A 22,829-nucleotide genomic window follows, 5' to 3' on the forward strand; every position below is an offset into this window, starting at 1 on the left:
GCGGTGGCAAGCGGCAATTCACACTGTTCGCGAAATTGCCTGTGCAAATTGCGACAGGGCACGAGATGAAAAAGCCCCGGTCGAACCGGGGCCTTGCAAGCAGAAATAAAGCAGGATCAGCGCGTCAGGCGCTTGTGAGCCTGACTGCCAGGATTAAGGGCGTCGGGGCCGAGGCGGCGGATCTTGTCCTGCTCGTAATCCTCGAAATTGCCTTCGAACCATTCGACATGGCCCTCGCCTTCGAAAGCCAGGATGTGCGTCGCCAGACGGTCGAGGAACATGCGGTCGTGGCTGATGATGATGGCGCAGCCGGCGAAATTCTCGAGCGCGTTTTCGAGAGCGCCGAGCGTTTCCGTATCGAGGTCGTTGGTGGGTTCGTCGAGCAGCAGAACATTGCCCCCGGCCTTCAGCATCTTGGCGAGGTGCACGCGGTTGCGCTGACCGCCCGAGAGATTGCCGACCTTCTGCTGCTGATCACCACCCTTGAAGTTGAAGGCGCCGCAGTAGGCACGCGAGTTCATGTCGAACTTGCCGAGCTTGATGATTTCGGCGCCACCGGAGATTTCCTCCCAGACCGTCTTGTCGGCGGCCAGCGCGTCGCGGCTCTGGTCGACATAACCGAGATGCACGGTCTCGCCGATGCGGATCGAGCCCCTATCCGGTTTTTCCTGGCCAGTGATCATCTTGAACAGGGTCGTCTTGCCGGCGCCGTTCGGGCCGATGATGCCGACGATGCCGCCCGGCGGCAGCTTGATCGACAGGTCGTTGATCAGCGTGCGACCCTCGAAGCCCTTGGTGATGCCTTCCAACTCGATGACGACCTGGCCGAGCCGTTCGCTGACCGGGATGATGATCTGCGCGTCGCCGGGACGCTGCTTCTCGGCCGCCTCCACCAACTGCTCGTAGGATTTGATACGCGCCTTCGACTTGGCCTGGCGAGCCTTCGGGCTGGAAGCAATCCATTCCTGCTCGCGACTGATCGCCTTCTGGCGCGATGCCTCTTCGCGGTTTTCCTGCAGCATGCGCTTGGCCTTGGCCTGCAAATAGGCGGAGTAGTTGCCTTCGTAAGGGATGCCGCGGCCGCGATCGAGTTCGAGGATCCAGCCGGTGACGTTATCCAGGAAGTAGCGGTCGTGGGTGATCATCATCACGGCGCCGGGATAGTCGCGCAGATGCTTTTCGAGCCAGGCGATGGTTTCGGCGTCCAGATGGTTAGTCGGCTCGTCGAGCAGCAACAGATCCGGCTGCGAGAGCAGCAGGCGGCAGAGTGCGATGCGGCGGCGCTCACCACCGGACAGGCTGGTGACCTCGGCATCGCGCGGCGGGCAGCGCAGGGCTTCCATCGCCATCTCGACTTGGCTTTCCAGATCCCAGAGGTTCTGGCTGTCGATGATGTCCTGGAGCTTCGCCCCCTCTTCCGCTGTCTCGTCCGAGTAATTCATCATCAATTCGTTGTAACGATCGACGATCGCCGTCTTCGCGGCAACACCTTCCATGACGTTCTCGAAAACCGTCTTGGTGGGGTCGAGTTTCGGCTCCTGCTCGAGATAGCCGACTGTGGCACCCTCGGCGAGCCAGGCTTCGCCGGTATACTCCTTGTCCTGGCCGGCGATGATGCGCAGCACAGTGGATTTACCGGCGCCGTTCGGTCCGAGGATGCCGATCTTGGCATCCGGGTAGAAGGAAAGGTGGATGTTCTCCAGGATCTTCTTGTTGCCATAGGCCTTGTTGAGGCCGGACATATGATAGATGAATTGACGTGCCATGCTGCGCTGCTCCGGGCGGGAAACTTCGTTTCGTGCCGCTATGTAGGCGAAACAGCGCCTGTGAGCAACGCCGAAACCCGTTTACGCCGGATTCCGGTCAGAAGCCCGCCGCATCGACAACGCCCTCGTCACAGCCGAACGAGGTTTTTCCCCCGCCCTGGATCAGATCGGCAAGGCTTGCGCTTTTGGCCGATGCCGCTCCCGCATCCGCAGACAGTCCGATCGTCAACTCGCTGATCACCCTGACACTGCCGGCTCGCCGGCAGCTCATCTTGACGCGCTCGCCCGCACCCGGCCCGAAGCTTTTGTCGAAAGCAGCCTTGATCGCCTCCGCCTTGACCGTCTTGCCGATATTGGCGGCAAATAGATCGCGCACGGCCGATGTGTTGAGCGCATCCACCAGATGGACGCCGACGCCGAAATAATCCTCCACGCTCATTTTCGTGCAGGTGCCATGCTTTATCCATTCGTGCCGTTCGAGGCCGGACTGCGTGCCGGGCATCGCCTTTGCAAGCGACGCCTTTGCCTCGGCCGAAAGCGCGACATCAGGCAAAGTATCCCATTTGCCGTCCTTGTCGGCAGCCTTCTGATCGTCGCTGACGCCGCAATAATCCTGCCGCATCGGCCACAGGCCATGCAGGGAGAAATTCGTCGCGTCATGGCGCTCGCCGGTCTGGCTGGCGCATTCGGGCTTCTTCTGGTTCGTCTGGCAGAAGGCGGGCTGCCAGCTCGCAGCAAGAATGAAACGGGTACGGCCCTCGGCCTCCTGCGCCACGGCAGCGCCGGCAAGGATCATCGACACGGCGAATGTAAAGGTACGCAACTGCATGCTGCTCATTTCAACCCCCAAAAGAAGAACAATGCAGGAACAGATAAGCACAAAGCATAAACGGCAGCAACCCTGAATCGCAACTATCCTGGAATTTGTTCTCGACTGCGTCGTCGGAAACAGTCGGCTATTCCGGGAAGCTCCCTGTTCTTGAGTTACGCACGGACGCTGTCGCACTTGGGTTGCAGAATATTCTGCTTAAATCGATTCCGCTTTAAGGAATTATGCAGTAGCGATCTGCTCTGCTGCGGCAGGGAGGATCCGGATGTTTTCTGATACGCAAAGGCTCGCCACAGGGGAAGCGTCTCTGGCCTATCACCATGCCGAAGCCGCCGCTCCGGCACGCGGCATCCTGTTGATATCGCATGGCCTGGCGGAGCACTCGAAGCGATATGGCCGCTTTGCCGAGGCGATGGCGGGGCGCGGCTATCACGTCTATGCCCATGATCACCGTGGCCACGGCGAGACGACCGCGCCCGACGCGCCGATCGGCCGCTTCGCCCGCTGGAATGGCGTCGATCGGGTGATCGGCGACGTCATTGCCATGCGCGCCCATGCGGCCTCGCGCAATCCCGGCCTGAAGGTGATCCTATTTGGCCATTCGATGGGCGGCCTCATCGCGCTCAATGCCGCCGTCACCGCTCCCTCCGACTTCGATGCTGTCGCCGTCTGGAATTCGAATTTCGCAGTCGGCCTTGCCGGCCGAGCCGCCCAGGCGATCCTCCTTGCGGAACGTATGCTGAAGGGCTCCGACGTCCCGAGCGGCCTCTTGCCGAAGCTCACCTTCGGAGCTTGGGGAAAATCGATCCCGGACCGCCGCACCGAGTTCGACTGGCTGTCGCGCCACGCCGATGAAGTCGACAAATATATCGCCGATCCGCTCTGCGGCTTTGACGCATCAGTCTCGCTCTGGCTCGATCTCTTCGAGCTGACTTTTCGCGCGCCGCGGAAACTCCATCTGGATCGGCTGCCGCGTGATATGCCAATCCATCTCGTCGGCGGCGCCGATGATCCCGCGACGGAGAGTGGAAAAGCCGTGCGCTGGCTGTCAAACAATTTGAAAGCCAGAGGCTTCTCTCGTATCAGTACAGTGATATATCAGGGTATGCGGCATGAGACGCTGAACGAAATTGGCGCCGATGCGGCGATCGCAGCCTTCGCGGACTGGTGCGGAGAGGCACTCGCGACATCCAAAGCCAGAAAGAATCCGTCATGAGTAGCCCCTCCGCCCGCGCCGCTTCGTCCGCCTCCGAAGTGACGATAGGGCTGGCGCTGATGTTTCTGTCGGTGATGGTCTCGCCGCTCATCGATATCTTCGCCAAGCTTGCCGTCGTAACCGTCCCGTCAGCCGAGATCACCGCCGGCCGCTTCGTCGTGCAGGCGCTCTGCATGCTGCCGATCGTGCTATGGCGGCGCAGCTTTGCCGATTTCTCTTGGCGTCAGAGCCTGTTCCACGCCATCCGCGGCTTCATCATCACCGTCTCGATGATCTCTTTCGTCACCACGTTGAAATACATGGCGGTCGCCGACGCGATCGCGATCTTCTTCATCGAGCCGATCATCGTGACCATCTTCGGCGGCATTTTCCTCAAGGAGACGATCGGCTGGCGGCGTTACACCGCCTGCGGCGTCGGCTTCTTCGGGGCGATGCTGATCATTCAGCCGAGTTTCGAAGAGGTCGGCTACATCGCGCTCCTGCCCATCCTGACGGCGCTCTGCGTCGCGACCTTCGTGTTGATGACCCGCGTCCTCTCACACAGCGAGGACCCTTGGTCGATGCAGTTTCAGATGGGCATCTGGGGCTTGCTCTTCTGCACCCTCCTGCTTTTTATCGGTGAAGGAAGCGGCTCCGATCTCTTCGATCCCGTCATGCCCGTGGGCAGCGCCTGGTTCTATGTCGCCGGCGTCGGGGCTATGGCCGCCACAGCCGGAATCCTCGGCGTCTACGCCTATCGGGCAGCACCGGCGTCGACGCTGGCACCGCTGCAATATTTCGAGATCGTCTCAGCTACGATCTTCGCCTGGCTTGTTTTCGGTGACTTTCCGGATGCCGTCAAATGGCTCGGCATCACGATCATCATGGCGTCGGGCTTCTACATCCTCTGGCGAGAGCGCCGCTTTGCTTCAAAGCCCGTATCCGATACATCTGAGGTGACGCTGGCGCCGTAGACGCTGGACGGGAGGACCATGACCGAGACCGCGACGAAAAAGCCGCCGCTTACCGGCATCCGGGTGATTGAGCTTGCCCGCGTGCTGGCCGGCCCTTGGGCGGGCCAGATGCTCGCCGATCTCGGCGCCGACGTCATCAAAGTTGAAAATCCCGACGGCGGCGACGATACTCGCCAATGGGGGCCGCCCTTCGTCGAAGGTGCGGACGGCGAAAATCTCTCGGCCGCCTATTACCACGCCACCAATCGCGGCAAACGCTCCATCACCGCCGACCTCAAGAGCCCTGAGGGCCAGCAGCTCGTCCGTCGTCTCATAGCCACTGCCGACGTGGTAATCGAGAATTTCAAGGTCGACGGCCTCGTCAAATACGGGCTCGATTACGACAGCGTTCGCGAGGTGAACCCGAGGCTCGTTTATTGCTCGATCACAGGCTTCGGCCAGACCGGCCCCTATGCCGGATTCGCCGGCTACGATTACATCGTTCAGGGCATGTCCGGCTTCATGTCGATCACCGGCGAGCCGGACGGCCAGCCGATGAAGGCGGGCGTGGCGATCGCCGACATCTTTACCGGCATCTATGCCGTCTCGGCGATCGAGGCCGCCCTGATCCATGCCTTGAAAACCGGCGAAGGCCAGTTGATAGACATGGCCCTGCTTGACGTGCAATCGGCCGTGCTCGCCAATCAGAACATGAATTACCTCGTCTCCGGCGCCGCACCGACCCGCCTCGGCAACGCCCATCCGAACATCTCGCCCTATGAAGTCGTACCGACGGCCGACGGTTATCTCATCCTGGCCGTCGGCAACGACGGCCAGTTCCGCCGCCTCTCTACCATCCTCGGCCTGGAGACGATCGCGGATGACGAGCGTTTCTCCACCAACAAGGCCCGCGTCGCCAACCGCGGCGAGGTGCGCCGCCTGATCTCCACCGAGACGCTGAAATGGCAGAAAGCGGATCTCCTGAAGGCCTGCGAGCAGAACGCGGTTCCATCAGGCGCGATCAATACGATCGAGGAAATGTTCGCCGACCCGCAGGTGAAAGCTCGCGGTCTGCGCATCGACCTTGCCGATTCCGCCGGCACCGTCATCCCCGGGGTCAGGACGCCAGTCGTGCTGTCGGAAACACCTTTGCGCTACGCCAGGCCCAGCCCGCGTCTCGGCGAGCATAGAGAGGAAATTCTGGCGGAACTGGCCGAGCTTGAGAGGAAGGCATCGTCATGAAGAAGGTATCATCATGAAAAAGACTGGCGGGGAGTTGATTGTCGAGGCGCTGAAGGCAAATGGCGTCAAACGTCTCTCCTGCGTGCCTGGCGAGAGTTTCCTCGCCGTTCTCGACGCATTGCGCGACAGCGATATCGACGTCCTCGTCTGCCGGCAGGAAGGCGGGGCGGCGATGATGGCCGATTGCTGGGGCCGGCTCACCGGCGAGCCGGGCATCTGCATGGTGACCCGCGGCCCCGGCGCCACCAACGCCTCCGCCGGCCTGCATATAGCCAAGCAGGATTCGATCCCGATGATCCTCCTGATCGGCCAGGTGCAGCGAGAGGCGCGCGAACGGGAGGCTTTTCAAGAGGTCGAATTCCGCCGCGCCTTCACCGAATTCGCCAAATGGGTTGGTGAGGTCGACGACGCCGCCCGCATTCCCGAATTCGTCACCCGCGCCTTTGCGGTCGCAACCTCCGGCCGTCCCGGCCCCGTGGTGCTCACCCTGCCGGAAGACATGCTGCGCGACGAGGTCGTGGCGCCCCGCGCCAGGCGTTATGCCAGCGTCGAGGCCCATCCCGGCCGCAGCCAGATCGACGATTTTTATCTGCGCCTGCTCAAAGCCGAACGGCCGATGGTAATCCTCGGCGGCACGCGATGGGATGCCGATGCCGTCGCCGATTTCGCAACCTTCGCAGAACGTTTTCAGCTGCCGGTAGGCTGTTCATTCCGCCGACAGATGCTGTTCGATCATCTTCACCCCTGTTATGCCGGCGATGTCGGCATCGGCATCAATCCGGGGCTCGCCAAGGAGATCAAGGAGAGCGACCTCTTGATCCTGCTCGGCGGCCGCATGTCGGAAATGCCGTCCTCCGGCTATACGCTGCTCGACATCCCCTACCCGGCCCAGTCGCTCGTTCATATTTATCCGGACCCGTCGGAGCTCGGCCGCGTCTATCGTCCCGATCTTGCCATCTGCGCCAGCCCCGCCAATTTTGTTGAAGCACTCGCCGATCTCGAAGCACCGGCCGAGCCACGCTGGGCGGAGCGGACCGCGTATATGCATCAGGCCTATCTCGTCTGGTCGAAGCCGCCGGCCACGGGTCCGGGCGCCGTCCATATGGGACCGATCATGGAGTGGCTCGAAAGCAATATCGGACCGGAAACGATCTTCACCAATGGCGCCGGCAACTACGCCACCTGGCTGCACCGCTTCCATCGTTTCCGCCGATTCAATACGCAGGCCGCCCCCACCTCCGGCTCGATGGGTTACGGCCTGCCGGCTGCGGTGGCCGCCAAGCGGCTCTTTCCCGAGCGCGAGGTCATCTGTTTTGCTGGCGACGGCTGCTTCCTGATGCACGGTCAGGAATTCGCAACCGCCATCCGCTACGATCTGCCGATCATCGCAATCGTTATCAACAACGGCATGTACGGCACGATCCGCATGCACCAGGAGCGTGAATATCCCGGTCGCGTCAGCAGCACCGATCTGACCAACCCCGACTTCGCAGCCCTTGCCCGCGCCTATGGCGGCCATGGCGAGACGGTGGAAAGCACAGAGGAATTCGCGCCGGCTTTCGGGCGCGCGCGCGCAAGCGGCAAACCGGCGATCATCGAAGTGAAGCTCGATCCGGAAGCGATCACACCGACCAGAACGCTTTCGGAAATCGCGCAAACAAAAAGCCGGTAAGGTTGCCCCACCGGCTTTGAGAGACGGAACTGCGGCGACCTTAGTCGAGCGCAGCCGTGACGATGAACTCGACCTTGTATTTCGGCGCGGCGAGCTTGGCTTCGCTGGTGGCGCGTGCCGGCGGATTGGCCGGATCGATCCAGGCTTCCCAGGCTGCGTTCATCTCGCCGAAATAAGCAATGTCGGAAAGATAGACGAGGGTCTGCAGGATCTTCGACTTGCTGCTGCCGGCGGCCGCCAGCAGACGGTCGACTTCGGCGAGCGCCGACTTGCATTGATCGGTGACGCTTTCGCCCTCGCCCACCTGGCCTGCGAGGTAGACCGTGTTGCCGTGAATGACGGCGCCGCTCATACGTGCGCCGACGTCGATACGCTTAATGCTCATTATCGTCTCCTGGGTGATTGGAAGTGGCGGCGCTGCGGAGCAGCGCCTGAAAATCAGCGTCCCGCACGATGCTCAACTGCGGATATGGTGGGTTTTCTGGTAGATCGCCGTCGAGCGCGCGCCCGAGCGGCAGTAGCCGAGCATTGGCCGTGGGAATTCATCGAGCGCGTCGACCATTCCCTGCACCGCCTCTTCGGTCACGCCCATCGGTCCAACCGGCACGTGGGCTATATCGAGTCCGAGCTCTTTGGCACGCGCCTCGATGACGGAGAATGATGTCTGGTCGGGGCTTTCATGGTCGGGGCGATGGCAGACGATCGATTTGAAGCCGAGCGCCTTGATCTCGTCGAGGTCCTCAAGCGTGATCTGCCCCGAAACCGAATATTCATCGTCGATCTGGCGAATATCCATCGTCTTGTCTCCTCAAAGATCGTGGGCTGATGGTCTACGACGGGAGGCCCGCAAGCGTCAACAACACTTCACTCACAGGAACGCAAAGGTCAGCGCATAGCTGCGGCTTTCGCCTGTGGCGAGCATGTTAAATTCACCGGCCGCCTGAAGCTCGTCGCGCGATACCCAGCGATGCGACACCGGCTCGATGCCGATAATATGAGCGGGCGCCTTCTGGTTTCGCCAGACCTGCAGATAAGGCAGCGTATCGGCGCGGAAGCGCACGCTGAGCGTCCTGCCGCCGATTGCGGCGATCGGCCCGAGCCGGACTTCCGCCAAGCCCTCCGCCGTCGCCGTCGCCGGCACACAGAAGATGCCGCCCGGCTCCTCGCCGAATGTCCAGGGGAAGCCGCCATTCTCCAGCATCCGGCCTTCGAGCCGCGTGCCGTCGTCCAGCCATTTGCCGCCGACATTCATATGGTACATCAGGAAGGTCGGCACCACCTGATCGCTGGTATTGATAACCCGGTCTTCGAGCCGCACCTCGCCGTTCACGCCGTCGATCCGCCACAGCCGCTCGATGCGCTGCGGCAATCCCTCGACGGTGATGATGTCGATATCGGCGCGGCATTCGGCATTGCCATTCTCGTATTTCGTCCACAGGATCTTGGCGGCGTGGCCGGAGGCCGATCCGTGCAGCCGATAGACCTTGCCGTCGGCACGGCCGGCGATCGGCTGGCGATGGCGGATATGGTCCGGCCCGCAGGTGAAGAGAAAACCTTCGAGCGAGTGATCGATTCGCGGATCGCCATCGTCGGGAATCGCCCGCTTCGGCGCGATGTCGACACCGTCGACGATGCATCCGCCGATATCCAGCACCGATGTTTCATCGAGCATCAGGCGCGGCCCGCTTGCAGCGGCAAATTCGATCATCTCGGGTCTCCTCAAGGATTTATCGGCCGCCGTAGCGTTAGGTTTCGCACTGGCCTTCGTCAATCGGCGCCGTTCTCCTCTTGCCCTTTTGCCGCAACCGTGGATTTTGCGGAACGGACACAAGGATGCAAACGTTTATGAGTAAAAGGAAATCTTAGGGATTTTCATATTTTGTTCAGCACGCTTTCATAAATTCCACACTAGCGTCAAAATTCGCGGGTGTGTGTCGGCCAGTCACTGTTCGAGGTGTGAGACGTGAATCGCTTTTTGAAGTCGGCATTTTCGCTTGCGGCCCTGCTGGCAGCCGTTGCGGCTGCAGCACCGCAGGCTGGCGCGCAGCAGTTTCGTGACCGCCGCCAGAGCGATGTCGTGCTGGTCACGCCGAACGGCGAAATCCTCGATTATGTCCCCCGCGGCTTTGCCTATGCTCGCGACCGAAGCGGCAACCGCGTGCTGATCGACGCCTACGGCAACGTCGTCGCCACCGAAATGCGCGCCCGCGGTTACTATCCGCCCCGTTCCCGTCCAGGCGAGGTCTATGCTGACCAAGGCGGCGACGATCCTTACTATGCGGACGACAACCCCTATGGCGACACGCGTTATTCCGAGCGTGGCGCCGTCACCGGCGGCATTCCGCGCGACGCAGCGATCGAGCGCCTGCCGCTCGGCGAGGAGCCCTATCCGGACGATAACAGCATCGGCAATCCGCAGTCGGGCGACGATTACGCCTCGATCGATCCCGATCAGCAGATCCCTCCCGCCGATGCGCCGAAGGCAGCACCCGACGAGCCCGTGATCACGCTGAAGAACAAATCGAAGCCCGAGATCGTCGCGCTGCAGGTCTTCCTCGACCGCGCCGGCATCTCTCCTGGCGTCATCGACGGGCACATGGGTTCGAACGTCACCAAGGGCATTTATGCCTATAATCAGATGACGGGGTCAAATCTCGATCCCAATGACACCGATGCCATTCTGGAAGAGCTGCGCATGAATGGCGGCCTGCCCGTCGTCAGCTATACGATCACGCCGGCCGATGCCGCCGGCCCCTTCGTCGCGGAGATCCCGGAAGATTATTCGCATAAGGCGCTGCTGCCGTCGCTCGCCTATACCTCGACCACTGAAATGCTGGCCGAGCGTTTCCATATGGACGAGGCCTTCCTTAAGGAGATGAACCCCGGCGCCGATTTCAGCGTTCCCGGCACGGTGATCAAGGTCGTCAATCCAGGCGAGATGAAGACCGGCGAGGTCGCCCGCATCATCGCCGACAAGGGGCGCAAACAGGTTTTCGCCTATGACGGCGCCGGCAATCTCATCGCCGCCTACCCCGCTTCGATCGGCTCAACCGACACCCCCTCCCCGTCCGGCACGGTGACGGTCGAGCGCGTCGCGTTCAATCCCGGTTATACCTACAACCCGAAGATAAACTTTCAGCAGGGCGCCAACGACAAGATCCTCAACATCCCCCCAGGCCCGAACGGCCCGGTCGGCACCGTCTGGATGGCGCTTTCCAAGCCGACCTACGGCATCCACGGCACGCCAGAGCCCTCCAAGATCGGGCGCACCCAGAGCCACGGCTGCATTCGCCTGACCAACTGGGATGCAACCGAGCTTGCGAAAATGGTCAAGCCCGGTGTGACGGTCGAGTTCGTCGACTGAGCCAAAGCCAAACTGGTCACAAACGATAAGGCCGCCGGATCGCTCCGACAGCCTTTCTGTTTCAATGCTTGGGTATTCAGGCCGCTGTCGCCATGCGAGCCGAGGCTGTCAACCGAACAGGCACCTTGCGCATGATTTCCTCGGCGAAACAGGTGGCGTTCTCACGCGCCTTGTCGAGATTGCTGACGCGCGTGGGGTCCATGGTCTGCAGCGTGCCGCCACAGTCGAAGATGTCGCGGAAGGCCGAACGTTCGATGATCGCCGTGTCCAGCACCGGCACGTGCCGCTCGCTGAGCAGCGACTTGACGAGCTGCAGCGCCCGCGTCGTCACCATCGAGTTGACCCGGGTCAGCACCACCGAATGACCGATCTTGATGCCCGCCTTCTCGTCCAGATACTGCAGCAGTTCGAGCACCTGCGCGCCTCCGCGCGCATCCATGGCACAGCCTTGGATCGGGATCAGCACGTGATCGGAAAGGCCGACGGCGGTGGCAAGCAGCGGATTGCGGGCCCCCGGCAGATCCACAATGAAATAGTCGGTATTATGCTTGTTCTCGCTGATATGCTGCGGCAGCGAGGCGGTCGTCACGAAATCGATCACCGAAATATTGGGCACGTGCCCCGATATCTCGTGCCAGCGTGAAATCCAATGCTGCGGATCGGCATCCAGAATGGTCACGCGATAGCCCTGACGGGCAAGCTCGGTCGCGAGCAGCAGAACAGCGGTCGTCTTGCCGGCGCCGCCCTTGGTATTTGCGAATGTAATGACTGGCATGTTCGGTCCTCGGAGGAAATGGCGCGAGCCGGCATCGCTCTTGTGCGCACTGTCGGAGCATCGTGCGGTTAACCCATCCTTTACAATCATGGTTAACAAATTGCGAACGCGCGCGGCGAAATTGCAGCCTTTATTTTTCACATCCCTAAAATTCAGAATGTTTCCGAGACGAAAAGGCCCGGAAAGCAAGAGCTTTCCGGGCCGGTCTGCAGGTCCGCCGCGATCTTGTCAGAAGCAATCCTTGAAAAGCGCCTTGGTATTTTCGAGCGTCATCGCCACCGGATTGCCGCCGGCGCTCGGATCCTCGATCGCCATGGCCGACAATTCGTCGATGCGGTCGGGCGCGATTCCCATCGCCGTCAGCGTCTCCGGCACGCCGAGCTCGGAACGAAGCGTCAGCACATAGTCGTAGAAGCCGTCAAAGCCGCCCGATATGCCGAGATAGGCGGCTGCACGGCCGATCTTCTCCTCGATCGCGGCGCGGTTGAAGCGCAGCACCGCCGGCATGACAACCGCATTGGTCATGCCGTGATGGGTGTTGTAGACGGCTCCGATCGGGTGCGAGAGCGCATGGATGGCGCCGAGCCCTTTCTGAAAAGCGACCGCGCCCATGGCGGCGGCCGACATCATGTTGGCGCGGGCTTCGAGATCGGTACCTTCCCGATAGGCGCGCGGCAGGAATTCCTTGACGAGACGCATGCCTTCGAGGGCGATTCCGGCCGACATGGGATGATAGAAGGGCGAGGAATAGGCCTCCAGGCAATGCGCGAAAGCGTCCATGCCGGTGCCGGCGGTGATGATCTTCGGCATGCCGACGGTCAGTTCCGGATCGGAAATGACCACACCCGGCAGGAACTTCGGATGGAAGATGATCTTCTTCACATGCGTGACGGAATTGGTGATGACGCTGGCGCGCCCGACCTCCGAACCGGTGCCCGCCGTCGTCGGCACCGCGACGATCGGGGCGATGCCTTCGAGGCTCGCACGCGTCCACCAGTCGCCGATATCCTCGAAATCCCAGACCGGCCGCGTCTGGCCGGCCATGAACGCAACGCACTTGCCGAGATCGAGACCTGAGCCGCCGCCGAAGGCGACGACGCCGTCATGGCCGCCGTCCTTGAAGGCCTTGACGCCGGCATCGAGGTTCTTCTCGTTCGGGTTCGGGTCGACGTCAGCGAAGATCGCCCGGCCGAGGCCGGCATCTTCGAGGATATCAAGCGCGGTTTTGGTGATCGCCATCGAGGCCAGGCCGCGGTCAGTGACGAGCAGCGGCTTTTTGATGCCGAGGCTCTTGCAGGCGTCGGCCAGCTCCTTGATGCGGCCCCGGCCGAGCTTGACCGATGTCGGATAGCTCCAGTTTGCGGTGATGTTGCTGCTGCTCATGCTGTGACTTTCTTCAGGTGGAAGGATTTCGGACGCGTCAGATTCTGGAAGCCGATGATCGACAGCGAGCCGCCGCGGCCGGTCTCCTTGACGCCGGTCCAGCAGAGCGCCGGATCAAGATAATCCGCGCGGTTCATGAAGACGGTGCCGGTTTCGATCTCGCGGCCAAGCCGCGCCGCCCGCTCGGCATCTTTGGTCCAGAGCGAGGCGGTCAGCCCATACTGGCTGTCGTTCATCAAAGCCAGCGCTTCCTCGTCGCTCTTCACCTTCATGATGCCGACTGCCGGGCCGAAGGTCTCCTCGCGCATGAAGGCCATGGAATGGTCGACATCGACGAGGACCTGCGGCGCGAGATAGGCGCCGCCGTCGTCCTGGGGAAAAAGCTTGGGATCGACAAGCGCCTTGGCGCCCTTGGAAACCGCCTCGGCGATCTGCTCGCGCACCACCTTCGCGAAACGCTTGTTCGCCATCGGCCCGAGCGACGTTTCCGGATCGAGCGGATTGCCGAGCTTGTAGTTCGACACCCAGGCGACCGATTTCTCGACGAAGGCGTCATAGAGCGATTCATGCACATAAATGCGCTCGATGCCGCAGCAGCACTGGCCGGAATTGTAGGTCGCGCCGTCCATCAGGGTGTCGACGGCCGCATCGAGATCGGCGTCTTCCATGACGTAACCCGGATCCTTGCCGCCGAGTTCGAGGCCGAGGCCGGTAAAGGTGCCGGCTGCGGCCCGCTCCATAGAGCGGCCGCCTTCGACCGATCCGGTGAAGTTGACGAAGTTGAAGCTGCCGATGGCAATCAGCGCCGACGTGGTTTCATGATCGAGGAAGACGTTCTGGAACACGTCTTCGGGAACGCCGGCCTCGATGAGGGCCTGCACCAGCCGTTCACCGACGAGCAATGTCTGCGAGGCATGTTTCAGCACCACCGTATTGCCGGCCATCAGCGCCGGAGCGATCGTGTTGATCGCCGTCATATAGGGATAGTTCCAAGGTGCGACGACGAAGACGACGCCGTGCGGCTCGCGCTCGATACGGCGTTCGAAACGATCGCTCTCTTCGACGACGAGCGGGGCCAGCGCATCCGCCGCAATCGATGCGACATAGTTGGAGCGCTCGTTAAAGCCCTTATATTCGCCGCCATACTTGATCGGCCTGCCCATCTGCCAGGCAAGCTCCGGCACGACGACGTCGGACATCTCATTCAGCCGTGCGGCGCCCTTCAGGACAAGCTGGACACGCTCTTCAAGCGGCCGTTTCGCCCAGGCCTTCTGCGCCTTGCGGGCGCGCGCCACCACGTCCTTGGCGGCGTCGAGCGAAAGTGCTGCGCGCTCCGCGTAAACCGATCCGTCGACCGGTGAAATGCATTGGATCATTGCCATGATCGGTTCCTGTCCTCGTATTGATCAAAAATTTCGTCGAGGGCATAGCCCCTCATCCGCCTGCCGGCACCTTCTCCCGCTCGCGGGGCGAAGGGGGTATGCCGCACCGTTTTCCGAACTCTCAAGCGATCCGTGTGGCAAGTCCCCTCTCCCCGTTTTTTACGGGGAGAGGGTTAGGGTGAGGGGCAAAGCCGCGAAATCCGTATTAGGCTCTTTCGAACCCCCGCGCCACTTCCCAATCGGTGATGCGGCGGTCGTATTCTTCCTGCTCCCATTCGGCAGCACGAGTGTAATGGTCGATGACGTCGTCGCCGAAGGCTTTGCGCAGCATCGCCGATTCCGTCATTTCGGTTGTTGCCGCGCGTAGCGTGCGCGGTATTTCGCGAATGTCCTTGCCGCCATAGGCGTCGCCGACGAAGGGGGCTTCGAGCTCCAGCTTGTTCTCGATCCCGTCGATACCGGCGGCAAGCAGCGCGGCGAAGGCGAGATAGGGATTGAGATCGGAGCCTCCGACCCGGCATTCGATGCGGATACCCTTTGTCTCCTCGCCGCAGAGACGGTAGCCGGCAGTGCGGTTGTCCTTGCTCCAGATCGCCTTGGTCGGCGCAAAGGTGCCGGCCATGAAGCGCTTGTAGGAATTGATGTAGGGCGCCAGGAAATAGGTGATCTCGCTCGCATGGGCAAGAAGCCCGGCAACGTAATTGTGCATCAGCGGCGACATGCCGTATTTGCCGGCATGGTCGAAGAACAGCGGCTTTTCCTCGAGGCTCCAGAGCGACTGGTGGATGTGCGAAGAGCTGCCGGCCGCATTGTAGTTCCACTTCGCCAGGAAGGTGATGGCCTTGCCCTTCGACCAGGCGATCTCCTTGCAGCCGTTCTTGATAATCGCATGCCGATCGGCCATGGCGAGCGCATCGGCATAGCGCACGTTGATCTCCTCCTGGCCGGCGGAGGCCTCGCCCTTGGAGTTCTCGACCGGAATGCCTGCGCCCTGCAGTCCGGTGCGGATCGCCCGCATCACCTCTTCTTCCTTGGTGGTCTGGAAGATGTGGTAGTCCTCGTTATAGGCGCTGGCGAGCTTGAGATTGCGGTAGCCCGAGGCATGCGCCGCCTCGTAGCTCTGGTCGAACAGGAAGAATTCGAGCTCGGAAGCCATATAGGCCTTCATGCCCATGTCTTCGAGCCGCTTCACCTGCTTCTTCAGGATCGCGCGCGGCGAATGGGCAACCTCTTCATGGGTGTGATGGTCGAGCACGTCGCAGAGTACCAGGGCCGTACCTTCGAGCCAGGGAATGCGGCGCAGCGTCGAAAGATCCGGCTTCATCGTATAGTCGCCGTAACCCTTCTCCCAGCTCGTCGCCTTGTAGCCGGAGACGGTTTCCATCTCTATGTCGGTCGCTTGCAGATAGTTGCAGCTATGCGTTTCCTTCCAGGCGCTCTCGACGAAATATTCCGCCTGGAAACGCTTGCCCATCAGCCGGCCCTGCATATCCACTTGGCAAGCCAGAACCGTATCGATGCGCCCTTCGGCAACATCCTTCCTGAGGTCGTCGATTGTGTAGCTGCTGCTCATGATTGATCCGCCTGAACTGGAATTGAAGAAAATCGGGGCAACGAAATCGCATGCGCTCGACCTAGTATCACGGCCCGATGCCTTTTCGTTGATCCGGTGATGGGGCCGCAGGATGCGGCCCCGCCACTTGAGAGGGAAGCCTCGATGCTTAACGTTCGCCGCTTTCGCCGACGGCCGCCTCGGCCGCCGCGATCTCCGCCTGGCGCTTCGCCACGTCGGCACCGATCGGCGGCCCCTTGAAGCGCCGGCTCTCGAAACCGAACCAAACGATCGCGGTGACCAAGAGGAAGCCCACGGTGATATAGAGCGCCCATTCGTTCGGCGGCTGGATGCCGAGAATGAAGATCAGGATCATCGCAATGATCGAGAGCACGGCAAAGAGCTTGAAGACACCTTCGCCGAGGTTCCACGGACCCATCTTGTCCCACTTGGACGTACCCCAAGCGAAGAGGCCGAGCGTGATCGGGATCGCGAAGGAGAAGAACAGGAAGATGACCGTGCACGAGACGACGATCGTGTAAACCGGCGTGTCGCCGATCGATACGAGCGAGGAGCCCCAGACGAACAGCACCGACAGGATCGAGCCGGTCCAGATCGCAGCCACCGGCGTGCGGTACTGCGGGCTGACCTTCGACAGCGCCTTGGAGGCAGGCAGTCCGCCGTCACGAGAGAAGGCGAAGATCATGCGGGAGACCGAAGTGACCGTCGCAAGGCCGCACAGCCACTGGCTGACGAGGATCGCCAGATAGAGGATGTCCTTGACGATCGGGTTCACCTGGCTATCCATCGCCCAGAAGAACACGTTCCAGCCCTGCTCGGCCGCATCGTCCATATTCGGCAGCATCAGCACGAAGGCGCACAGCATGATATAGCCGAACAGCGCCGACCACAGGACCGAGGCGACCATGCCGCGCGGCACCGACTCGGCTGCCTTGACCGTCTCTTCCGACGTATGCGCCGAGGCGTCATAGCCGGTGATGGTGTAGATCGGCAGAAGCAGGCCGAGCAGGAAGACCCAGGTGCCCGAGGTGGACGGCCAGACGTTACCGCCGACTTCGCCGGAATAGTTGGCGAAGGTGAAGAGACGGCCGAACTCATAGGAAGGCGCCGCCAGCAGGCAGACGACCGCCAGTGCGATCGAACTCGCGAAGATCAGATAACCCGAAAAATCGGTCAGCTTCGCGGTCAGGCCGATACCCATGTGGTTCACGAGCGCCTGCGCGCCGGTGATGACCACGAGGAAGACGATGCGCACCGTCGTCGTGTCCGTCAGTCCGAGATAGGTGGTGCCGAAGGAGCCCATGAAGAAATAATAGGTGCCGACATTGATGGCGCCGAGCACGGTGACTAGGCCGAGCAGGTTGAACCACGCGGTTAGCCAGCCGGTGAAGCGGTTGCCGAGGATCGAGCCCCAGTGATAGAGGCCGCCCGCCGTCGGATAGGCCGAGCTGATCTGCGCCATGGCGACGGCGAAGACGAGCGAGATGAAGCATCCCACAGGCCAGCCGATGCCGATCGCGGCTCCGCCGGCGCCCGCGGTCGCCTGCGCCAGCGAATTGATGCCGCCGGAGAGAATGCAGATGATGGAGAATGATACGGCGAAATTCGAGAACGAGCTCATTCGCCGCTCGAGTTCCTGGGCATAGCCCATCGAGTGCAGGATGTGCACATCCTGCTTTTTGTCCAGATCGGTATAATCCGACATGACTTCCCCCTGTTCACGACCGGCCGCGGGATTGCGGGCCGGTTCAGTGCCAATTGCCCGCGGCATTTTCGCCGTGCGGACGTCCGCAGATAAACTGCTCCCTCGGGTCTTCTTTTTATTCAGGCTTCCAGGCTGTGCTGGAGAAGTCCTGTCAGATAGTCGGCCATGACCCTTTGGCCGCCATCGTCTGCGATGAGGTCGTTGCGGACCTCGATCATCACATTGCGCAAGCCGTTCGAAAGCCCGTGCAGGATCAGCGTGTGGGTCACGCCATCCTCGGGTCCGTAAGGCTGGTTGCGTTCAGTCCTGTAAAGCGGCGCTTCAGCCGCAGCATCCAGCATGCGGTCGGCGAGCCGGCTGTCTTCGTCGTGCAGTATGCCAAGTTCGACGGCGCGTTGCCGGCCGTGATAGACCGGCGTGAAGCTGTGCATCGTCACGATGACGGTATCTTGCCCCCTCGCCCGACGATCGCGGATCAGTCCGCGGATGGCATCATGGAAAGGCACGTAAAGCGCATCGGTGCGCGCCAGACGCTCCTTGGCGCTCAAATCCTTGTTGCCGGGAATGGCATAGATCTCGCTGGTTTCCGGCATGGCGCCCAATGAACTTGGCGGCCGGTTGCAGTCGTAGATCAGCCGGGAGAAGCGCTGGAAGACGAGAGTCGCGTCGAGTGCCTGCGACACGCCGCGGGCAACCGCGAGCGCACCCGGATCCCAGGCGATATGGCTCGACAGCGCTTCGTTGGGCAGGCCTAGATCGCCGAACCGGGCAGGAAGCGTCTTCGAAGCGTGTTCGCAGACGAGCAACACTGGGCTCCGGCCGTCGACGCGTTCGATCCCGACGCAATCGCCATCCGCCTCGCTGAGGATTTTTGGCCGGGCCAGCACCAACGGCGCCACTCCTATCCCTTAATAAAAGCTTTATAGAAAAGAATTCTTCAGCTTTTGGCGACTGTCAAGCAGTCGCTGAAAATTTCTTTTCATGACAGTGGTTGACATGGATTGTGACAGCGTTGTTAACTTTGGTCGGAGGAGTGGCGCCAGACCACCCCCGGGGAGCAAGATCAAGTGACCACTGCGTCGAAGACGGTTTCGGACGTCATACATTCGCATCTCGGCGTGTTGACACGTGCCGAGAAACAATTGGCGGAAAGCCTTCTCGACAATTATCCGGTTTCCGGCCTCGGCAGCATCACCACGATCGCAGAGAACGCCGGCGTTTCTACACCGACCGTCGTGCGGATGGTGCAGAAGCTCGGTTTCAAGGGCTATCCCGATTTTCAGGCGCGCCTGCATCAGGAGGTCGAAGCGACGATTTCCAATCCCATCACCAAGCACGATCGCTGGGCGCAAAACGCGCCGGGCACTCATATCCTCAACCGTTTCGCCGATGCCATCATGGGCAATCTGCGCCAGACACTGACCGATCTCGATACGGCGACCTTCGACAGCGTCGCCTCGCTGCTGTCGGATCGCAAGCGCGGCCTCTATTTCGTCGGCGGCCGCATCACCGGCGCGCTGGCCGAGTATTTCTTCACCCATATGCAGGTCATCCGGCCGGCCACGACACTGCTGTCGTCCAATTCCAGCAGCTGGCCGCAATATGCCCTCAACATGAACGCCGGCGACATCCTGATCATCTTCGATATCCGCCGCTATGAGCAGGAAATGGTCAGCCTTGCCACCGCCGCCCGCAAGCGCGGTGCCGAAATCGTCGTCTTCACCGACCAATGGGCCTCGCCCGCTGCCAAACTCGCACGGCACGCTTTCCGCGTCCGCATCGAAGCGCCATCGGCCTGGGATTCGTCGGTCGTCACTCTTTTCATCGTCGAGGCTCTGATCGAGGCCGTCCAGAATTCCACCTGGGACGAGACGAAGGAGCGCATGAAGACGCTGGAAGGGCTGTTCGAGCAGAGCAGGCTTTTCCGCAAACCGGGTTAAGAGGGCAAGGCTAAAAGAGAGGGAAAAACAAACGCGGACTTGGCGGAAGTGAACGATGCCGTCGCAAATGAAACATCAGTCACAAGCGCCTGCTATTCCGGCAAAACTAACGTCATCCAACCGTCACACAAGCTTCATGTAAGCTGATTAACAGCATCGCCAGACACTGAAAACCCGAAGGAGAACAACAGTGATCTCTAACATTTCTCGACTCCTGTCGCTTTCTACTGCGATGATCGTGGCTTCGACCGCGATTGCCGCCGCAGAACCGAGCGCAGAACTGATCGCCGCCGCCAAAAAGGAAGGCACGCTGACCACGATCGCTCTCCCGCACGACTGGTGCGGCTACGGCGAGGTCATTGCGGGCTTCAAGGCCAAGTACGGCCTCGAGGTCAACGAGCTGAACCCGGATGCCGGCTCGGGTGACGAAATCGAAGCGATCAAGGCCAACAAGGGCAACACCGGCCCGCAGGCCCCCGACGTCATCGACGTCGGCCTCTCCTTCGGCCCGTCCGCCAAGAAGGACGGTCTGATCCAGCCTTACAAGGTCTCCACCTGGGATTCGATCCCGGACACAGCAAAGGATCCGGAAGGCTACTGGTACGGCGACTACTACGGCGTTCTCTCGTTCCTCGTGAACAAGGATCTCGTCAAGGAATCGCCGGCTGATTGGGCCGACCTGAAGAAGAGCGATTACGCAAACAGCGTCGCGCTGGCAGGCGATCCGCGCACCGCCAACCAGGCTGTCCAGGGCGTCTACGCCGCCGGTCTTTCCGCATCCGGCGGTGACGCTGCCAAGGCAGGCGAAGAAGGCCTGAAGTTCTTTGCCGAGCTGAACAAGGCCGGCAACTTCGTGCCCGTCGTCGGCAAGGCCGCTCCCTTCGCGCAGGGATCCACACCGATCATCATCGCCTGGGACTATAACGCGTTGTCTTGGGGTGAAGGCCTGAAGGGCAACCCTCCGTTCGAAGTCGTCGTTCCGAAGACGGGTGTCGTCGCCGGCGTATACGTGCAGGCGATTTCCGCCTTCGCTCCGCACCCGAACGCCGCCAAGCTCTGGATGGAATACCTCTATTCCGACGAAGGTCAGCTCGGCTGGCTGAAGGGCTATTGCCACCCGATCCGCTTCAACGATCTTGCCAAGAACAACAAGATCCCGAAGGAACTGCTCGATAAGCTGCCGCCGGCAGCAGCCTATGAAAAGGCCGTCTTCCCGACGCTCGAAGAGCAAGCGGCAGGCAAGGAAAGCATCACCAAGAACTGGGATTCCGTCGTCGGCGCCAACGTTAAGTAAACTCCGATCCGGCCTCCCCGCCCCAAAGGCGGGGAGGTTTTCTCACTCCGATGCCCAGGATGAGCTTTTCATGAGTACCGTTTCAACGCCGATGGTGAGCAGCGCCCCCTTGATCAACAAAGACCGCGTGATCGACTGGCTGGGCATTGCGCCCTTCATCATTTTTTCTCTGCTGTTCCTGATCATCCCCACACTCTATCTTGTGGCGGGCGCATTCCTGACGCCCGAGGGCGATTTCACGCTGAAGAATATCGGCGATCTTTTTACTCCATCGATCATGAGCGCCTACTGGATCAGTATCAAGGTCTCGGTGGCATCCGCCCTTGGCGGCGCGCTGATCGGATTTTTTCTCGCCTGGGCCGTCGTGCTCGGTGGTCTGCCCGCCTCGGTGCGCTCGACGCTTTTGACCTTTTCCGGCGTAGCCTCGAATTTCGCCGGCGTGCCGCTTGCCTTCGCCTTCCTGGCGACGCTCGGCCGCACCGGCCTCGTGACGGTATTCCTGCGGGAATGGTTTGGCTTCAATCTCTACGGCACCGGCTTCAACCTTCTGTCCTTCTTCGGCCTAACCATCACCTATATGTATTTTCAGATCCCGCTGATGGTGCTGATCCTGACGCCGGCGCTCGACGGCATGAAGAAGGAATGGCGCGAGGCCTCCGAGATTCTCGGCGCCACCAACCGCCAATATTGGATGATGGTCGCCCTGCCGATCCTGTGGCCGAGCCTGCTCGGCACCACGCTGCTTCTCTTCGCCAACGCCTTCGGCGCCATTGCCACCGCCTTCGCGCTGACTGGCAGCTCGCTCAACATCGTGCCGATCCTGCTCTACGCGCAGATCCGGGGCGACGTTCTGCACAATGCCAATCTTGGTTACGCCATTGCGCTCGGCATGATCGTCATCACAGGCGTCTCCAACGTCCTTTACCTCATGCTGCGCATGCGCGCCGAGCGGTGGCAGAAATGAAAACACAACGTCTTGGAGCCTGGATCGCCATCATTCTCGGCGCATCCTATTTCATCATCCCGCTGATCGGCACGATCGAATTTTCGCTGCGCATGCGCCGCGGCGAATACAGCCTCGACGCCTATCAGTCGGTTTTCTCGGACATACAATTTCGCGAGACCTTCGGCTACTCCATGCTGATGGCGTTGCTCACCATCGTCTTCGGCATGCTGCTCGTGGTGCCGACGGCCTACTGGGTGCGGCTGCGCCTGCCGCAGATGCGTCCTGTTGTCGAGTTCATCACGCTGCTGCCGCTCGTCATTCCGGCGATCGTCATCGTCTTCGGCTACCTCAGAATGTACAATTCGTCATCCTACTTGCCGCTGACGGGTTCGACGACCGGGACCAACGTCCTGCTGGTCTTCTCCTATATCACGCTGTCCCTGCCATACATGTACCGCGCCGTCGATACTGCCATGCGCGCCATCGATGTGCGTACGTTGACGGAAGCGGCCGAAAGCCTCGGCGCCCGCTGGACGACCATCATGTTCCGCTGCATCTTCCCGAACGTCATGAGCGGCGTACTCTCCGGCGCCTTCATCACATTGGCGATCGTCATGGGCGAGTTCACCTTCGCCGCATTGCTCAACCGTCCGGCCTTCGGCCCCTATTTGCAGCTCGTCGGCGCCAACAAGGCCTATGAACCTTCGGCGCTCGCCGTCATCGCTTTCTCGATCACCTGGCTCAGCATGGGCCTGCTCAATCTCGTTTCCCGCTTCGGCAAAGCCCGCCCGGCAAAGGCTTAAGGTAACC

The 22,829-nt window shown here is 61.2% G+C and carries 20 protein-coding genes; 9 read left to right on the plus strand and 11 right to left on the minus strand.

From position 1 onward, the window contains the following. Positions 1-116: 116 nt before the first annotated feature. Positions 117-1,766, minus strand: coding sequence for an energy-dependent translational throttle protein EttA (gene ettA, locus AC13QO_RS20515; RefSeq protein WP_488541647.1), 1,650 nt, complete (start codon positions 1,764-1,766; stop codon positions 117-119). 97 nt (positions 1,767-1,863) lie between these two features. Next, positions 1,864-2,604 carry a ribonuclease T2 family protein gene (locus AC13QO_RS20520; RefSeq protein WP_488541648.1) on the minus strand — a complete coding sequence of 247 codons (741 nt, stop codon included), beginning with the start codon at positions 2,602-2,604 and terminating at the stop codon, positions 1,864-1,866. A 256-nt stretch (positions 2,605-2,860) separates the two neighbouring features. Between AC13QO_RS20520 and AC13QO_RS20525 the strand changes: the two genes are divergently transcribed. The 4 genes from AC13QO_RS20525 to AC13QO_RS20540 are packed head-to-tail and all read left to right on the plus strand — an operon-like array spanning position 2,861 to position 7,657. Then, entirely contained in the window at positions 2,861-3,811 is a 951-nt protein-coding gene (locus tag AC13QO_RS20525; protein ID WP_488541649.1) for an alpha/beta hydrolase, read from the plus strand. After that, on the plus strand, positions 3,808-4,764 hold the full coding sequence (locus tag AC13QO_RS20530) for a DMT family transporter (protein WP_285191530.1): 957 nt from the start codon (positions 3,808-3,810) through the stop codon (positions 4,762-4,764). The genes AC13QO_RS20525 and AC13QO_RS20530 overlap by 4 nt, the downstream gene beginning before the upstream one ends. Positions 4,765-4,782: 18 nt before the next feature. Beyond that, positions 4,783-5,985 carry a succinate--glutarate CoA-transferase gene (gene caiB / locus AC13QO_RS20535; protein ID WP_097597938.1) on the plus strand — a complete coding sequence of 401 codons (1,203 nt, stop codon included), beginning with the start codon at positions 4,783-4,785 and terminating at the stop codon, positions 5,983-5,985. A gap of 13 nt (positions 5,986-5,998) precedes the next feature. After that, on the plus strand, positions 5,999-7,657 hold the full coding sequence (locus AC13QO_RS20540; RefSeq protein ID WP_488541650.1) for a thiamine pyrophosphate-binding protein: 1,659 nt from the start codon (positions 5,999-6,001) through the stop codon (positions 7,655-7,657). Between the two features lie 40 nt (positions 7,658-7,697). Here AC13QO_RS20540 and AC13QO_RS20545 read toward each other — a convergent pair whose 3' ends face one another. From AC13QO_RS20545 to AC13QO_RS20555, 3 genes are all read right to left on the minus strand, one after another. Beyond that, entirely contained in the window at positions 7,698-8,042 is a 345-nt protein-coding gene (locus AC13QO_RS20545; RefSeq protein ID WP_097597936.1) for a RidA family protein, read from the minus strand. Between the two features lie 72 nt (positions 8,043-8,114). Then, the gene (locus AC13QO_RS20550) at positions 8,115-8,453 is read right to left on the minus strand and encodes a protein tyrosine phosphatase family protein (protein WP_085778809.1); all 339 of its coding nucleotides are present in this window, start codon (positions 8,451-8,453) and stop codon (positions 8,115-8,117) included. A 72-nt stretch (positions 8,454-8,525) separates the two neighbouring features. Further along, positions 8,526-9,365, minus strand: coding sequence for a DUF4432 family protein (locus tag AC13QO_RS20555; protein WP_488541651.1), 840 nt, complete (start codon positions 9,363-9,365; stop codon positions 8,526-8,528). Positions 9,366-9,620: 255 nt separating this feature from the next. On the opposite strand from AC13QO_RS20555, the gene AC13QO_RS20560 reads away from it, so the two are divergent. Next, positions 9,621-11,021: a L,D-transpeptidase gene (locus tag AC13QO_RS20560; RefSeq protein ID WP_488541652.1), complete on the plus strand. Its 1,401-nt coding sequence runs from the start codon at positions 9,621-9,623 to the stop codon at positions 11,019-11,021. Positions 11,022-11,097: 76 nt separating this feature from the next. Here the strand turns inward: AC13QO_RS20560 and AC13QO_RS20565 are convergent, their stop codons facing one another. From AC13QO_RS20565 to AC13QO_RS20590, 6 genes are all read right to left on the minus strand, one after another. After that, positions 11,098-11,796 (minus strand): ParA family protein, encoded by a 699-nt coding sequence (locus tag AC13QO_RS20565; RefSeq protein WP_085860059.1) that lies wholly within the window; start codon positions 11,794-11,796, stop codon positions 11,098-11,100. A gap of 228 nt (positions 11,797-12,024) precedes the next feature. Continuing rightward, positions 12,025-13,179 carry an iron-containing alcohol dehydrogenase gene (locus tag AC13QO_RS20570; RefSeq protein WP_085778813.1) on the minus strand — a complete coding sequence of 385 codons (1,155 nt, stop codon included), beginning with the start codon at positions 13,177-13,179 and terminating at the stop codon, positions 12,025-12,027. Beyond that, on the minus strand, positions 13,176-14,561 hold the full coding sequence (locus AC13QO_RS20575) for an aldehyde dehydrogenase family protein (RefSeq protein WP_488541653.1): 1,386 nt from the start codon (positions 14,559-14,561) through the stop codon (positions 13,176-13,178). Before AC13QO_RS20575 ends, AC13QO_RS20570 begins: the two co-directional genes overlap by 4 nt. 205 nt (positions 14,562-14,766) lie before the next feature. Beyond that, on the minus strand, positions 14,767-16,134 hold the full coding sequence (locus AC13QO_RS20580; RefSeq protein WP_285191525.1) for a glutamine synthetase family protein: 1,368 nt from the start codon (positions 16,132-16,134) through the stop codon (positions 14,767-14,769). A 148-nt stretch (positions 16,135-16,282) separates the two neighbouring features. After that, positions 16,283-17,839: an amino acid permease gene (locus AC13QO_RS20585; protein WP_488541654.1), complete on the minus strand. Its 1,557-nt coding sequence runs from the start codon at positions 17,837-17,839 to the stop codon at positions 16,283-16,285. A 119-nt stretch (positions 17,840-17,958) separates the two neighbouring features. Further along, complete coding sequence (locus AC13QO_RS20590; RefSeq protein WP_488541655.1) at positions 17,959-18,729, minus strand: N-formylglutamate amidohydrolase; 771 nt, start codon at positions 18,727-18,729, stop codon at positions 17,959-17,961. Positions 18,730-18,906: 177 nt separating this feature from the next. Between AC13QO_RS20590 and AC13QO_RS20595 the strand changes: the two genes are divergently transcribed. From AC13QO_RS20595 to AC13QO_RS20610, 4 genes are all read left to right on the plus strand, one after another. Continuing rightward, on the plus strand, positions 18,907-19,779 hold the full coding sequence (locus tag AC13QO_RS20595; protein ID WP_085778818.1) for a MurR/RpiR family transcriptional regulator: 873 nt from the start codon (positions 18,907-18,909) through the stop codon (positions 19,777-19,779). A gap of 190 nt (positions 19,780-19,969) precedes the next feature. After that, on the plus strand, positions 19,970-21,073 hold the full coding sequence (locus AC13QO_RS20600) for an ABC transporter substrate-binding protein (protein WP_488541656.1): 1,104 nt from the start codon (positions 19,970-19,972) through the stop codon (positions 21,071-21,073). Positions 21,074-21,143: 70 nt separating this feature from the next. Then, on the plus strand, positions 21,144-22,037 hold the full coding sequence (locus tag AC13QO_RS20605) for an ABC transporter permease (RefSeq protein ID WP_085778820.1): 894 nt from the start codon (positions 21,144-21,146) through the stop codon (positions 22,035-22,037). Continuing rightward, positions 22,034-22,822 carry an ABC transporter permease gene (locus AC13QO_RS20610; RefSeq protein WP_488541657.1) on the plus strand — a complete coding sequence of 263 codons (789 nt, stop codon included), beginning with the start codon at positions 22,034-22,036 and terminating at the stop codon, positions 22,820-22,822. The genes AC13QO_RS20605 and AC13QO_RS20610 overlap by 4 nt, the downstream gene beginning before the upstream one ends. Positions 22,823-22,829 lie beyond the last annotated feature (7 nt).

It is taken from the genome of Rhizobium sp. CNPSo 3670 (assembly GCF_057784555.1).